Source organism: Streptomyces sp. NPDC096310, from assembly GCF_044763125.1.
Lineage (GTDB): Bacteria > Actinomycetota > Actinomycetes > Streptomycetales > Streptomycetaceae > Streptomyces.
This window is the reverse complement of the sequence record NZ_JBIWFO010000004.1, coordinates 111,171-124,836: the sequence shown is the minus strand read 5'-3', so window position 1 is coordinate 124,836 and position 13,666 is coordinate 111,171. Positions and strand designations below refer to the sequence as shown.

Annotated in this window: 13 protein-coding genes; 10 read left to right on the top strand and 3 right to left on the bottom strand. The window is 70.2% G+C overall.

Annotation, left to right across the window (positions count from 1 at the left end):
• The first annotated feature begins 386 nt into the window (after positions 1-386).
• From ACIQ7D_RS11575 to ACIQ7D_RS11550, 6 genes are all read left to right on the top strand, one after another.
• Positions 387-893, top strand: a complete 507-nt coding sequence (locus ACIQ7D_RS11575; RefSeq protein ID WP_403936288.1) for a MarR family winged helix-turn-helix transcriptional regulator — start codon at positions 387-389, stop codon at positions 891-893.
• A 68-nt stretch (positions 894-961) separates the two neighbouring features.
• The gene (locus tag ACIQ7D_RS11570; RefSeq protein ID WP_403936286.1) at positions 962-1,288 is read left to right on the top strand and encodes a DUF3817 domain-containing protein; all 327 of its coding nucleotides are present in this window, start codon (positions 962-964) and stop codon (positions 1,286-1,288) included.
• A 133-nt stretch (positions 1,289-1,421) separates the two neighbouring features.
• On the top strand, positions 1,422-3,122 hold the full coding sequence (locus tag ACIQ7D_RS11565; RefSeq protein ID WP_403936284.1) for a methylmalonyl-CoA mutase: 1,701 nt from the start codon (positions 1,422-1,424) through the stop codon (positions 3,120-3,122).
• A gap of 68 nt (positions 3,123-3,190) precedes the next feature.
• Complete coding sequence (locus tag ACIQ7D_RS11560) at positions 3,191-3,646, top strand: MarR family winged helix-turn-helix transcriptional regulator (RefSeq protein WP_403936282.1); 456 nt, start codon at positions 3,191-3,193, stop codon at positions 3,644-3,646.
• Positions 3,643-4,554, top strand: a complete 912-nt coding sequence (locus ACIQ7D_RS11555; RefSeq protein WP_403936280.1) for an ABC transporter ATP-binding protein — start codon at positions 3,643-3,645, stop codon at positions 4,552-4,554. Before ACIQ7D_RS11560 ends, ACIQ7D_RS11555 begins: the two co-directional genes overlap by 4 nt.
• Entirely contained in the window at positions 4,514-5,401 is an 888-nt protein-coding gene (locus ACIQ7D_RS11550; RefSeq protein ID WP_403936278.1) for an ABC transporter permease, read from the top strand. The genes ACIQ7D_RS11555 and ACIQ7D_RS11550 overlap by 41 nt, the downstream gene beginning before the upstream one ends.
• Before the next feature lie 31 nt (positions 5,402-5,432).
• Here ACIQ7D_RS11550 and ACIQ7D_RS11545 read toward each other — a convergent pair whose 3' ends face one another.
• A complete protein-coding gene (locus tag ACIQ7D_RS11545; RefSeq protein ID WP_403936957.1) occupies positions 5,433-6,083 on the bottom strand; it encodes a TetR/AcrR family transcriptional regulator in 651 nt (216 codons plus the stop codon).
• 151 nt (positions 6,084-6,234) lie between these two features.
• Here ACIQ7D_RS11545 and ACIQ7D_RS11540 point away from each other — a divergent pair, with 151 nt between their 5' ends.
• The 4 genes from ACIQ7D_RS11540 (at position 6,235) to ACIQ7D_RS11525 (ending at position 10,762) form a co-directional block, all read left to right on the top strand.
• The gene (locus tag ACIQ7D_RS11540) at positions 6,235-7,218 is read left to right on the top strand and encodes a tetratricopeptide repeat protein (RefSeq protein WP_403936276.1); all 984 of its coding nucleotides are present in this window, start codon (positions 6,235-6,237) and stop codon (positions 7,216-7,218) included.
• Positions 7,219-7,866: 648 nt separating this feature from the next.
• Entirely contained in the window at positions 7,867-8,502 is a 636-nt protein-coding gene (locus ACIQ7D_RS11535) for a DUF6230 family protein (RefSeq protein ID WP_403936274.1), read from the top strand.
• Between the two features lie 315 nt (positions 8,503-8,817).
• Positions 8,818-9,396 carry a DUF6114 domain-containing protein gene (locus tag ACIQ7D_RS11530; protein WP_403936272.1) on the top strand — a complete coding sequence of 193 codons (579 nt, stop codon included), beginning with the start codon at positions 8,818-8,820 and terminating at the stop codon, positions 9,394-9,396.
• The gene (locus tag ACIQ7D_RS11525; RefSeq protein WP_403936270.1) at positions 9,386-10,762 is read left to right on the top strand and encodes a hypothetical protein; all 1,377 of its coding nucleotides are present in this window, start codon (positions 9,386-9,388) and stop codon (positions 10,760-10,762) included. The genes ACIQ7D_RS11530 and ACIQ7D_RS11525 overlap by 11 nt, the downstream gene beginning before the upstream one ends.
• Positions 10,763-10,859: 97 nt before the next feature.
• Here the strand turns inward: ACIQ7D_RS11525 and pyk are convergent, their stop codons facing one another.
• Positions 10,860-12,287, bottom strand: coding sequence for a pyruvate kinase (gene pyk, locus ACIQ7D_RS11520; RefSeq protein WP_403936268.1), 1,428 nt, complete (start codon positions 12,285-12,287; stop codon positions 10,860-10,862).
• Positions 12,288-12,385: 98 nt separating this feature from the next.
• A complete protein-coding gene (locus ACIQ7D_RS11515) occupies positions 12,386-13,627 on the bottom strand; it encodes an acetate kinase (protein WP_403936266.1) in 1,242 nt (413 codons plus the stop codon).
• Between the last annotated feature and the right edge of the window lie 39 nt (positions 13,628-13,666).

The following is a 13,666-nucleotide window of genomic DNA, read 5'->3' as shown; positions in this document are numbered from 1 at the left end:
CGTCCGGGTGGCACGCGTACCCCGCGTACGGCGCGACGGCGCGGCCGACGCCCACGGGAGCTGCGACGGCGATGACGGGTGCGGTCTGCGGCCGGACATCCAGCCCCCTCGGAAGTCGACTGGGCGACGAACTGGGCGGTGATGGGAATGGCAAGACCGGCATATCGTTACATAACGATCAGTCGGTCGTGCTCTGCGACACCGCCGGCGCGATACCGGGGCGGGCGTGCTCGGGACGTTCTGCTGTCTTCTTCTGGTGCGCGAGGTCCACCGCACCGGGCCGCACGGGCAGCACGGAGCGTGGGTGCGGGCACCGGGGAGGGGTCGTGCGACCGAAGTGCGAGACGGGGCTGACCCGCAAGTGACCAGTGGGTAAGGTCGGTGGCGTGTCCAAGCCGCTCAGCCTGCCCTTCGACCCCATCGCCCGCGCCGACGAACTCTGGAAGCAGCGCTGGGGGCCCGTCCCCTCCATGGGGGCCATCACCTCGATCATGCGCGCGCACCAGATCCTGCTCGCCGGGGTGGACGCCGTCGTCAAGCCGTACGGGCTCACCTTCGCCCGGTACGAGGCGCTGGTCCTGCTCACCTTCTCCAAGGCCGGCGAACTGCCGATGTCCAAGATCGGCGAGCGGCTGATGGTCCATCCCACGTCCGTCACCAACACCGTGGACCGGCTGGTGACCGCAGGGCTGGTCGACAAACGGCCCAACCCCAACGACGGGCGCGGCACGCTCGCCTCCATCACCGACAAGGGGCGCGAGGTGGTGGAGGCCGCCACCCGCGACCTGATGGAGATGGACTTCGGGCTCGGGGTCTACGACGCGGGGGAGTGCGCCGAGATCTTCGCGATGCTGCGCCCGCTGCGGGTGGCCGCCCAGGACTTCGAGGACTGAGCCCGGCCTCTCGGGCCCGGGGGAGGGGCGGGCGAAGATCGCCCTTTGTGCCCGGTTAGGCTCGGCCCATGAAGTCGAATGTGCTGTCCCGCTACCGGGTGATGGCGTACGTCACCGCCGTATGGCTGCTGGTCTTCACCGTGGCGATCATCCTCAAGTACGGGTTCGATACCGGCAACACGATGGTGATCTCGCAGATCCACGGTGTGCTCTTCATCATCTACGTGGTCTTCGCCTTCGATCTGGGCTCCAAGGCGAAGTGGTCCTTCGGGAAGCTGCTGTGGGTGCTCGCCGCCGGGTGCATCCCCGTCGCGTCGTTCTTCGTCGAGCCGAAGATCACCCGCGAGATCCAGCCGCTGCTCACGGACCGCGCGCCGGAAACCGCCCAGGCGTAGGGCCCTGAGCTCGTAGAGCGCTCTTCCTCGGCCGCTCGCGCACCCGCGGGCGGCTGTTCCGTTTCCGTGCCGCCATCCGGTCGCGGCGATTTGGCCATCGACATTTACTTGGACGTCCTAGTAAATTGGTTCTATGAACGCTGACGCCATCGAGGAGGGCCGCCGGCGCTGGCAGGCCCGGTACGACAAGGCCCGCACGCGTGACGCGGACTTCACCACGCTCTCCGGAGACCCCGTGGAGCCGGTCTACGGGCCCCGGCCCGGCGACACCTACGAAGGCTTCGAGCGGATCGGCTGGCCCGGGGAGTACCCGTACACCCGTGGTCTCCACCCGACCGGCTACCGAGGCCGGACCTGGACCATCCGCCAGTTCGCCGGCTTCGGCAACGCCCGGCAGACCAACGAGCGCTACAAGATGATCCTGGCCGCGGGCGGCGGCGGGCTCTCCGTCGCCTTCGACATGCCCACGCTCATGGGCCGCGACTCCGACGACCCCCGCTCGCTCGGCGAGGTCGGCCACTGCGGGGTCGCCATCGACTCGGCCGCCGACATGGAGATCCTCTTCGCGGACATCCCGCTCGGGGACGTCACCACCTCGATGACGATCAGCGGCCCCGCCGTCCCCGTCTTCTGCATGTACCTGGTCGCGGCGGAGCGCCAGGGCATCGACCCGGGCGTCCTCAACGGCACGCTCCAGACCGACATCTTCAAGGAGTACATCGCCCAGAAGGAGTGGCTCTTCCAGCCCGAGCCGCATCTGCGGCTGATCGGCGACCTGATGGAGCACTGCGCCACCGCCATCCCCGCGTACAAGCCGCTCTCCGTCTCCGGGTACCACATCCGGGAGGCGGGCGCGACGGCCGCGCAGGAGCTGGCGTACACCCTCGCGGACGGTTTCGGCTACGTGGAGCTGGGGCTCAGCCGGGGGATGGACGTGGACACCTTCGCGCCCGGGCTCTCGTTCTTCTTCGACGCCCACCTCGACTTCTTCGAGGAGATCGCCAAGTTCCGCGCGGCCCGGCGGATCTGGGCGCGCTGGATGAAGGAGGTGTACGGGGCGCGCACCGACAAGGCCCAGTGGCTGCGCTTCCACACCCAGACCGCGGGCGTCTCGCTGACCGCGCAGCAGCCGTACAACAACGTCGTACGGACGGCGGTCCAGGCGCTGGCGGCCGTCCTCGGCGGGACGAACTCGCTGCACACCAACGCGCTCGACGAGACCCTCGCCCTGCCGAGCGAACAGGCCGCCGAGATCGCGCTGCGCACCCAGCAGGTGCTGATGGAGGAGACCGGGGTCGTCAACGTGGCGGACCCGCTCGGCGGCTCCTGGTTCGTCGAGCAGCTCACCGACCGGATCGAGGCCGACGCCGAGAAGATCTTCGAGCAGATCAAGGAGCGCGGCCTGCGCGCCCACCCGGACGGACGCCACCCGATCGGGCCCGTCACGTCCGGCATCCTGCGCGGCATAGAGGACGGCTGGTTCACCGGCGAGATCGCCGAGTCCGCGTTCCTGTACCAGCGGGCGCTGGAGAAGGGCGACAAGCGGGTCGTGGGCGTCAACGTCCACCACGGATCGGTCACCGGCGACCTGGAGATCCTGCGGGTCAGCCACGAGGTCGAGCGGGACCAGGTCCAGGTCCTGGCGGAGCGCCGGGCCGCACGCGACGACGCACGGGTGCGTACGGCGCTGGGAGCCATGCTGGCGGCGGCCCGGGACGGCTCGAACATGATCGGTCCGATGATGGAGGCGGTACGGGCGGAGGCGACGCTCGGCGAGATCTGCGACGCGCTGCGGGACGAGTGGGGGACGTACACGGAACCGCCCGGGTTCTAGACGAGGGGGCGTGTCCGCGGTCACTCGTCCGGGTGAATTACCTCGGAGTGAGAGCTAAAATAGGTGGTATGGCCACCGAGGAGTTCCCGGACTCGCTCGCGGACGCGCTGGCAGGCGTGCAGCGCACGATCCGGCGGCGGCTGCGCGGCGGAATGACCGCCGCGCCGCTGCGCGGAACCCAGGTCGAGCTGTTGCGGCTGGTCGCGGCGCGCCCCGGGATCCGGGTGTCGGACGCCGCCCAGGAGCTGTGGCTCGCGGGCAACTCCGTCTCCACCCTGGTCAACCAGCTCGTCCTGGCCGGCTGGCTGCGCCGGGAGACCGACCCGGCCGACCGGCGCTCCACGCTGCTGTCGCCCACCCCGGCCGGTGAGGCCCGGCTCAGCGACTGGCGGGCGCGCCGGTCCGCTCTCGTACGCGAGCGGGTGGCGCGGCTCACGGACGAGGACCGCGAGGCCCTGGCGGCGGCCCTGCCGGCGCTGCGCAGACTCGCGCACCACCTCCACGAGGAAGGGGAGGGCGCATGACCGGCACCCCCGAATCCGCCCCTGAATCCGTTCCCGAATCCACCCCCGGTTCCACCGGCGAAGCGGACGCCGTGCCCGCCGTACGGTGCGCCGGGCTCACCTACTCCTTCGGCGAGACCAAGGCCGTCGCCGCACTCGACCTCTCCGTCGGCGCGGGGGAGGTCTTCGGACTGCTCGGGCCGAACGGCGCGGGCAAGACCACCGCGATCCGCTGCGTCACCACCCTGCTGCCCGTCCCCGCGGGCATGGTCCGGGTCTTCGGGCACGACGCGGCGAAGGAGAAGATGGCAGTCCGCCGGCTGCTGGGATACGTACCGCAGCAGCTCTCCGCCGACGCCGCGCTGACGGGCCGCGAGAACGTGACGCTGTTCGCCCGCGTCTTCGACGTACCGCGCCGCGAACGGGCCGAGCGCGTCGCGCAGGCGCTCGCGGCCGTCGGTCTGACCGGCTCCGCCGACCGGATGACCAAGACGTACTCCGGCGGCATGATCCGCCGCCTCGAACTCGCGCAGGCCCTGGTCAGCGCGCCCCGGCTGCTCATGCTGGACGAGCCGACGATCGGCCTCGACCCGATCGCCCGCACCAGCGTGTGGGAGCACATCAACGCCGTACGGAACGCCACGGGCATGACCGTCCTCGTCACCACGCACTACATGGACGAGGCCGACCAGTACTGCGACCGCGTCGCGCTGATGCACCGAGGGCGCGTCCACGCCCTCGGCACCCCCGACGAGCTGCGCACCGAGCTGCGCGCCCGCCGCGTCGCCGAGGGCCTCGCCGGACCGGGGGACCCCGTACCGACGCTGGAGGACGTCTTCAGGGACGTCGCCGGCAGCGGTCTGGACGAAGAGGGAGGCGACTTCCGTGATGTCAGGTCGACCCGCCGCACCGCGTCCCGCGTCGGCTGAGAGGGCCGGGCGCTCGGGTACCGGACCAGGGCCCGACCCCGGGCGGTTCGCCCTGCTGCTGTCCCCGCCGCGCGCCCGTACCGGCTGGCGCGTCCTGCCCGCCCGGGTCCTCGCGATGTGCGTCGTGGAGCTCCAGAAGCTGCGCCACGACCGCACCGAGCTGTACACCCGGGCCGTTCAGCCCGCGCTCTGGCTGCTGATCTTCGGCGAGACGTTCACCCGGATCAAGGCCATCCCGACCGGCGGCATCCCGTACATCGACTATCTCGCGCCGGGCATCATCGCCCAGTCCGCGATGTTCATCGCGATCTTCTACGGCATCATGATCATCTGGGAGCGGGATGCGGGCATCCTGACCAAACTGCTGGTCACTCCCACCCCGAGAGCCGCGCTGATCAGCGGCAAGGCGTTCGCCTCCGGGGTGAAGGCGCTGATCCAGGCGGTCGTGGTGATCTTCATCGCGGCGGCCCTCGGGGTAGGGCTGACCTGGAACCCGCTGCGGCTGCTCGGTGTGGCCGTCGCCGTGGTCCTCGGCTCGGCCTTCTTCTCCTGTCTGTCCATGACGATCGCGGGCATCGTGCTGACCCGGGACCGGCTGATGGGCATCGGCCAGGCCATCACGATGCCGCTGTTCTTCGCCTCGAACGCCCTCTACCCGGTGGCGATCATGCCCGGCTGGCTCCAGACGGTCAGCCGGATCAACCCGCTGAGCTACCAGGTGGACGCCCTGCGCGGGCTGCTGCTCGGTACGCCGTCCCATCTCGCGCTGGACTACGGGGTGCTGCTGCTGGCGGCGGTGCTGGGCATCGCGGCGGCCTCGTCACTGCTGGGCCGGCTGGCGAGATGAGACCCGGGGGACAAGAGCGGATGGCCCCGGGTCACCTCGGGGTCAGGCCGCCCAGCAGCAGTTCCGTGAACGTACGGGCCCACTGACCGTCCACCGGCTCCGCGCTCACCATCGTGCGGTTGACCACCGCCCCGGCGATCACGTCGAAGATCAGGTCCGCCGTACGGGCCGCCGTCGCGGCGTCCGGCTCGTACGGGAGCTCGCCGCGCGCCTGGGCGCGCTCGCGGCCCAGCAGGACCAGCCGTTTCTGCCGTTCGACGATCGAGACCCTGATCCGCCGCCGCAGCGCCTCGTCCCGGGTGGACTCCGCGATCACCGCCATGAGCGCGGTCTTGGTCGCGGGCCGCTCCAGCAGCGCGGCGAACTGGAGGACGGCGTTCTCGACATCGGCCGCGAGACTGCCCAGGTCGGCGAGTTCCATCGGGTCGAAGAGGGCCGCGACGGCGTCCACGACCAGCTCGCTCTTGGACGGCCAGCGCCGGTAGAGCGTCGTCTTGGCGACGCCCGCGCGGGCCGCCACATCGCCCATGGTCAGCTTCGTCCAGCCCAGCTCGCCCAGGGCGGCCCTGGTCGCCTCCAGGATCGCGGCGTCGGCCCCGGCGCTGCGGGGGCGGCCACCGCGCGGCCCGGAGCGGCTGTCGCTGGATCCTGGGCCGCTGTCGCTGCGCATGCCCGCGACCATACCGGCCGGTAGCGGTGTGAGCCGGCTCACCGGGGGAGCCTGTACACGCCGCTGACGCGACAGTTACGCTACGACCCGTAGCGGAAGCGGTGCCCGGCCGGAGCGGGCCACCGCTTTTCTCAAGTACGCGCCGAGGGGGGAGGATGTACTCATGCAGCCTAGGAACATGTCCATGAGCGGCGTCGTCGACCTCGCCGCGGTGAAGGCGGCCGGTGAGGCCAAGGCGAAGGCGGAGCAGGCCCGTGCCGAGAACGCCCGGCAGGGCGGCACCGGCGCCGTACCCCCGTCCAGCCTGGTGATCGACGTCGACGAAGCCGGCTTCGAGCGCGATGTCCTCCAGCGTTCCACCGAGGTACCGGTCGTCATCGACTTCTGGGCCGAGTGGTGCGAGCCGTGCAAGCAGTTGAGCCCCGTACTGGAGCGGCTGGCCCGTGAGTACAACGGCCGGTTCGTTCTCGCCAAGATCGATGTCGACGCCAACCAGATGCTGATGCAGCAGTTCGGGATCCAGGGCATCCCCGCGGTCTTCGCGGTGGTGGCGGGACAGGCGCTGCCGCTCTTCCAGGGCGCCGCTCCCGAGACCCAGATCCGCCAGACGCTGGACCAGCTCATCCAGGTCGGCGAGGAGCGCTTCGGGCTCACCGGGATCGCGGTCGACGCGGGCGCCGAGGACGCGGGCGACGGCGACGCCGAGCGGGAGGCCGCCGTACCGGAGGGGCCGTACGACGCCCTGCTGGAGGCGGCCGTACAGGCGCTGGACGCCAATGACTTCCCCGCCGCCGCCGAGGCGTACCGCAGTGTGCTCTCCGACGACCCCGGCAACACCGAGGCCAAGCTCGGCCTCGCCCAGGCCGAACTGCTCGCGCGGGTCCAGGGGATGGACCAGGCGCAGGTGCGCAAGGACGCGGCGGACCGGCCGGCCGATGTGGCGGCGCAGATCGCCGCGGCCGACCTGGATCTGGTCGGCGGGCATGTGGAGGACGCGTTCGGCCGGCTCGTGGAGGCCGTACGCCGTACCGCCGGTGACGACAGGGAGGCGGCGCGGGTCCGGCTGCTGGAGCTGTTCGAGGTGATCGGTGGGGACGACCCGCGGGTGACCGCGGCGCGGTCGGCGCTGGCCCGGGTCCTCTTCTGATCCCGGGAGGTTGACGAGGCGTCCGTCGTGCCGGCGAACCGGGGAACCGGTGAGTGGTGTGCGCCGGCACGACGGACTCCGCGGTCACCGTGCGGATTTGGCGACTTGACGCCAACAGGATCGCGTTTTACCAAAACTTGGTAAAAGCGATTACTGTTACCCGCAGTAAATCAACTCCCTTGGTCTGTCCCGCTATGGGGGGCAATCACCGCTTCTGACGCATCGGCACGCGGCACCCTGTGTGGTCGCGCGATATCACCTGGTCGTGTCCCGGTTATCTGGCCGTTACCAGCGAGTAACGAACCCCTTGTGTCAACAGCGCGAATGCACCACGATCGGCGACGCTCGGTCCATTTCCGTATCAGCACGGCAGCCAGTCGCGCCCTCGGCCGTGGGTCCCCACCGAGCGGTCCGGCGGCGCTGCCGCCGGCCCGGACAGGGGGGTTCCTGCCCACCCGGCAGGGCCTGTCCAGAGGTTGCGCGAACGCGTGGCCAGTGGTTGTCGCTCGGGGGTGATCGCCGGTGATTTCGGACGCGGTTGGCGCCTCCGGAGGCAGGCGCTCTCCTTCCCGAGGACGTAGCACTTCTCCCATCCCAGGACGGGCTCCCACCCGATCCGGAGATGTACGTCCGAGAAGGAGGACATTCATGGAGTCCCAAGTTCGTGGCGGGACCAGATGGAGGCGGTTCGCCGTCGTCATGGTGCCGAGTGTGGCCGCGACGGCGGCGATAGGCGTCGCGCTGGCACAGGGCGCGCTCGCCGCCTCGTTCAGCGTGTCCGGCCAGAGCTTCAAGGTCAGCGCGGACCAGTTGGTCGGTTACGACTTCATTCAGTACGGCAGCATCGACGCGGGCACGGACCTCAAGGGGAACAAGACCGCCAACCCGGTCGCCGTCTCCGGGTTCAGCCGGGCGACGATCACCAACATGTGCCAGTCGGTGGTCACGCCGAACGTGCCGATCTTCGGCTCCGTCAGCCTGGAGCTGCGGGCCGGCACGAACGCGAACAAGCCGGTCAAGGCGACCAACATCTACATCGACATCGCCCAGTTGGACGCCGACGCCGAGTTCGAGAAGATCGACATCGGGGTGGCGGCCGGCGACAAGGGCAACAAGACCGGCATCAATCCCGGTGATCAGGCCAACGAGTACGGCTTCGCGCAGCGTGCCGAGAAGGCCACGCTCACCAACGTGGAGCAGACGGCATGGGCGACCACGGCCGGCACCTTCACGCTGAGCAATCTGAGCATGAAGCTGCACAAGGGCGTCAAGGAGTGCTACTAGTGCCGCGCCCGGCAATGTTTGCCCCGAAGGGAGGGTCGTCCGGTGCACTGCGCTCGCTTCGCTCGCTCCGTCTCGGCGCTTTGATTTATCCTGCGGATGCCGAGCGCGATCGCAAGGCGGCCGGAAGCCCTTGTAGCGGAGCTACCAGGGCTTTTGGCCAACGCCGCGAGCGTGCGTGCTGGGCGGCGCGACGGGGCAAAGCTTGCCGGGAGGGGCACTAGGCACCGCCCGGGCGGGCGGGTTCCACGGCACGGGCCCGTCCGCCCACTCCGAACTCTTTCTCACGGCAACACCGGTACCAGGGAGCTGTTTTCCATGAGCGCCGAGTCTTCAGATCCCCGAGGCTCCTCGGATTCCCCCGGTTCTCCCGGCCCATTCACGTACTGGCGGCTGCGCTTCCGGGCCTGGCGCGGTACCCGGCCCTTCTGGGCGGGACTGTTCACGCTGCTCAGCGGGCTGCCGATCGCCTACTTCCCCTACGCGGAAGTGAAGATCGGGGGACTCACCCTGGCGATGGCGACGACGGCCGGCGCCGGGTCGCTGATCATCGGCGTCCTGCTGGTCACGCTCGGTCTGACGATGTGGTTCCACGCGATCGTCAGGGTGTTCGCGGGCGTCGCCACGATCCTGCTGGCGCTGGTGTCGATCCCGGTCTCCAACCTCGGTGGCTTCCTCATCGGTTTCCTGCTCGCCCTGACCGGCGGCGCGCTCTCGATCTCCTGGATGCCCGGCGTACCGGCCGCACCCGGCCCCGAGGGCCGCGCACCGCACAAGGGCACGAGGCCCGACGGCGCCGGTCACCGCCTCCCCTTCCCCGGTTCACGGGACGGGGAGGACCCGAACGTGACGGATACGACGGCCCACGCCAACGGCGGGAGGAACAGTGCGGGGTGACGACGCACAGCGCATCGCGGCGGGTGGCGATGGCCCCAGGGTGAGAAAAGGGCCGCGGCACGCGGCCCCGAAGAAGTCTCTTCTGACGAAGCTCCAGATACCCGCCGGCAAGGCGATGGCCCTGGCGGCGATGCCGACGGCGGTCTTCGTGGGGATGGGGCTCACACCGCGCCTCGCGATGGCCGAGGGCAGCGACGACATCCCCTTCGCGCCCGGCCCGTGCGTGACCCGCTCGGACGAGCCGTCCGCGTCGGCCTCGGAGTCGCCCTCGCCCTCGGCGCCCGCGACGAAGCCCGGTACGGAGACGGAGACGGAGAAGCCCGGCGCGACCCCGTCGCCCTCGGCCTCGGAGACCGCACGGCCCGATCCGTCGGAGTCCGGCTCCGGCTCAGGCTCCGGCTCCGATTCCGGGTCGGGCGACGCGCGGAAGCCCGTCGACCCGGGCCCCACGGCCACCTCCACCACCGGCCAGGACCCGAAGCCCGCCCCCACGAAGTCCACCGACCCGCTGGACCCGCTGGGACTGGGTGACGCGCTGGGCGACCTCCTCGGCGTACCGGACAAGGACACGAAGAGCAGCCCCGCGCCGAGCCCCAGCGCCTCCGCCACCGACGCCCCCGAGAAGGGCGACGCGGCGGAGAAGGAGGGCGAGGCGGCACAGGACGACGCGAAGAAGCCGTCCGACGGAGCGTCCACGGACCAGGACAGCGCGGACGACGACGCGGGGACGAAGGACGACCCGGCCGCACGGAAGACCGAGGACGCGATCAGGGAAGCGGCGCGGAAGGCCGGTGCCGAGGTCGAGGAACTCGGCACCGGCGCCAAGGGGCTCAAGGCCCGCGCGGACGACGACATCCCGGCGGGCGCGCAGGGCAAGGAACCGTACCCCTGCCCGACGGCCGACCCCGACGCCCTCGCCGCGGCCACCGAGGAGCAGGGCCTTCCGCTGCTCCCCGACGACCCCTGGACCCTGCGCAGTTCGCTGCTGACGCTGAACGGCCTCGACTACCGGGGCATCGTCGAGGTACGGACCTACAGCGGCAAGGTCAAGAAGGTCCTCAAGTTCACGGCCTCGTCCGTGGACATCGGGGACCTGGACCAGACCGTCGTCTACCCCCAGGGCCGGACGGCCCACGTGGAGGCGCGCAAGGGCTCCACGTCCACGATCCGCGACGGCGAGGTGACGATGTACACGGAGGAGCTGAAAGGCAACCTCTTCGGCCTGATCCCGATCACCTTCAGCCCGGCGACCCCGCCCCCGCTGAACGTCCCGTTCGCCTTCTTCACCGACGTCAAGGTCGTCCAGGCGGGCCAGTTCGGCGGCACCCTGACCATCCCCGGCCTCCACAACTACATCACCGGCTGACCCCCGGGCCCCTCGTCCGGATCCCGCCCCCGTCCCCGCGCTCACGCGGCGGCCCCGCCGGCAGAGCGCCGACGGGGCCACGGGAACAGCGGGTGCGTCAGGCGGAGGCGCCGCCCAGGTGGTGGACGCGGACCATGTTCGTCGTACCGGGGACGCCGGGAGGCGAGCCCGCGGTGATGATCATGGAGTCGCCCTCGCTGTACCGCTGGAGCTTCAGCAACTCCTCGTCGACCAGGTCGACCATCTCGTCCGTGCTGTGCACCCAGCGGACGATGAAGGACTCCACGCCCCAGCTCAGCGTGAGCTGGTTACGGGTCGACTCGTCCGTCGTGAACGCCAGGATCGGCTGCTCCGCGCGGTAGCGGGAGAGCCGGCGGGCGGTGTCGCCGGACTGGGTGAAGGCGACCAGCGCCTTGCCGCCGAGGAAGTCCGCGATCTCGCACGCCGCACGGGCCACGGAACCGCCCTGCGTACGGGGCTTCTTGCCAGGGACCAGCGGCTGGAGCCCCTTGGAGAGCAGCTCCTCCTCCGCCGCGACCACGATCTTCGACATCGTCTTGACCGTCTCGATCGGGTACGCGCCCACCGACGACTCGGCGGAGAGCATGACCGCGTCCGCGCCGTCCAGGATCGCGTTCGCGACGTCGGACGCCTCGGCGCGCGTCGGGCGGGAGTTGGTGATCATCGACTCCATCATCTGGGTCGCCACGATCACCGGCTTGGCGTTGCGGCGGCACAGCTCGATGAGGCGCTTCTGCACCATCGGGACCTTTTCGAGCGGGTACTCGACGGCCAGGTCACCGCGGGCCACCATGACGCTGTCGAAGGCCGCGACGACGGCCTCCATGTTGGCGACCGCCTGGGGCTTCTCGACCTTGGCGATGACGGGGACCCGGCGGCCCTCCTCGTCCATGATCTTGTGGACGTCCAGCACGTCGTGCGCGTCCCGGACGAACGACAGCGCGACCATGTCGCAGCCCATCCGCAGCCCGAAGCGCAGGTCTTCGATGTCCTTCTCGGAGAGGGCCGGGACATTGACCGCCGCGCCGGGCAGGTTGATGCCCTTGTGGTCGGAGATGACACCGCCCTCGATGACGATGGACCTGACCTCGGGGCCCTCGACCTCGACGACCCGCAGCTCGACGTTGCCGTCGTTGATGAGGATCTGGTCGCCCTTGGAGACGTCGCCCGGCAGGCCCTTGTAGGTGGTGCCACAGATCGACTTGTCGCCGGCGACGTCCTCGGTGGTGATGGTGAACTCGTCACCGCGCACCAGCTCGACCGGTCCCTCGGCGAAGGTCTCCAGGCGGATCTTGGGGCCCTGGAGGTCGACGAGCACGCCGACCGCGCGGCCGGTGTCCTCCGCGGCCTTGCGGACGCGGTGGTACCGCTCCTCGTGCTCCGGGTGGCTCCCGTGGCTCATGTTCAGACGGGCCACATTCATACCGGCCTCGATGAGCGACTTCAACTGCTCGTACGAGTCGACGGCTGGGCCCAGGGTGCAGACGATTTTGGAACGGCGCATGAGGCGGATCCTATCGGTTTGTTTCGATGCGGAATATTCCGTCTGGTGGAAAGTACAAATGGGCGGGTGTGCGCTCAGTCGATAGGTGTTCGAATGGTTCAGGTGGCGGACACCCGGTCGCCGTCCGCCTGTCCCACCAGGGCGAAGGTCTGCCGAGCGATCTCCAGCTCTTCGTCGGTCGGCACCACGGCCACCACCACTCCGGCGCCGTCGGGTGAGATGACGCGCGGTTCGTCGGAACGTACGGTATTGCGCTCGGCGTCCACCGCCAGGCCCAGGTTCTCCAGGCCCGCCATCGCAGCTTCCCGTACCGCCGCCGCGTTTTCCCCGACACCCGCCGTGAACGCCACCGCGTCCACCCGGCCGAGTACCGCCGTGTACGCGCCGATGTACTTCTTCAACCGGTGGATGTACACGTCGAACGCGAGCCGCGCCCGCTCGTCGCCCTCGTCCACCCGGCGGCGGATCTCGCGCATGTCGTTGTCCCCGCAGAGGCCGACCAGACCGCTCTTCTTGTTCAGAAGTTCATCGATCTCGTCCACGGACATGCCCGCCACGCGCTTCAGATGGAACGTGACCGCCGGATCGATGTCCCCGGAACGCGTCCCCATCACCAGCCCCTCCAGCGGCGTCAGCCCCATCGAGGTGTCCACACAGCGGCCCCCCTCGACGGCGGAGGCGGAGGCCCCGTTGCCGAGGTGCAGCACGATGACATTGATCTCGGACGGGTCCTTGCCCAGCAGCTCGGCGGTCCTTCGCGAGACATACGCGTGCGACGTGCCGTGGAAGCCGTAGCGGCGGATACGGTGCGCGTCCGCGGTCGCCGTGTCGATCGCGTACCGCGCGGCGTACTCCGGCATCGTCGTGTGGAACGCGGTGTCGAAGACGGCGACCTGCGGCAGGTCGGGGCGGAGCCGCTGGGCGGTACGGATCCCGGTGAGGTTGGCCGGGTTGTGCAGCGGCGCGACCGGCACCAGCCGCTCGATCTCCGCCAGTACGGCGTCGTCCACGACCGTCGGCGCGCTGAACTTCAGCCCGCCGTGCACGACCCGGTGGCCGATCGCCGCCAGCGCGGGCGAGTCCAGACCCAGCCCGTCCCGCGCCAGCTCCGCCGCGACGGCCTCCAGCGCCGCCCTGTGGTCGGCGATCCTCTCCGTACGCTCGCGCTTCCCGCCGGGTCCTGAGACCAGCGGGGTGTGCACCAGACGGGAGCTCTCCTCGCCGATGCGCTCCACCAGCCCCGCGGCGAGCCGGGAGCCGTCCGCCATGTCCAGGAGCTGGTACTTCACGGACGAGGAACCGGAGTTGAGGACGAGGACACGGGTGGCGCGGGGAGTCACTGGCTGCTGGCCTTCTGCTGGACGGGGGAGGGACGGGGG

Bases quoted from the DNA above. Each gene is read 5' to 3' on its own strand.
- ACIQ7D_RS11570 (WP_403936286.1), top strand. From the start codon at position 962: ATGAAGTCGAATGTGCTGTCCCGCTACCGGGTGATGGCGTACGTCACC.
- ACIQ7D_RS11565 (WP_403936284.1), top strand. From the start codon at position 1,422: ATGAACGCTGACGCCATCGAGGAGGGCCGCCGGCGCTGGCAGGCCCGG.
- ACIQ7D_RS11560 (WP_403936282.1), top strand. From the start codon at position 3,191: ATGGCCACCGAGGAGTTCCCGGACTCGCTCGCGGACGCGCTGGCAGGC.
- ACIQ7D_RS11555 (WP_403936280.1), top strand. From the start codon at position 3,643: ATGACCGGCACCCCCGAATCCGCCCCTGAATCCGTTCCCGAATCCACC.
- ACIQ7D_RS11550 (WP_403936278.1), top strand. From the start codon at position 4,514: ATGTCAGGTCGACCCGCCGCACCGCGTCCCGCGTCGGCTGAGAGGGCC.
- ACIQ7D_RS11545 (WP_403936957.1), bottom strand. From the start codon at position 6,083: ATGGTCGCGGGCATGCGCAGCGACAGCGGCCCAGGATCCAGCGACAGC.
- ACIQ7D_RS11540 (WP_403936276.1), top strand. From the start codon at position 6,235: ATGCAGCCTAGGAACATGTCCATGAGCGGCGTCGTCGACCTCGCCGCG.
- ACIQ7D_RS11535 (WP_403936274.1), top strand. From the start codon at position 7,867: ATGGAGTCCCAAGTTCGTGGCGGGACCAGATGGAGGCGGTTCGCCGTC.
- ACIQ7D_RS11530 (WP_403936272.1), top strand. From the start codon at position 8,818: ATGAGCGCCGAGTCTTCAGATCCCCGAGGCTCCTCGGATTCCCCCGGT.
- pyk (WP_403936268.1), bottom strand. From the start codon at position 12,287: ATGCGCCGTTCCAAAATCGTCTGCACCCTGGGCCCAGCCGTCGACTCG.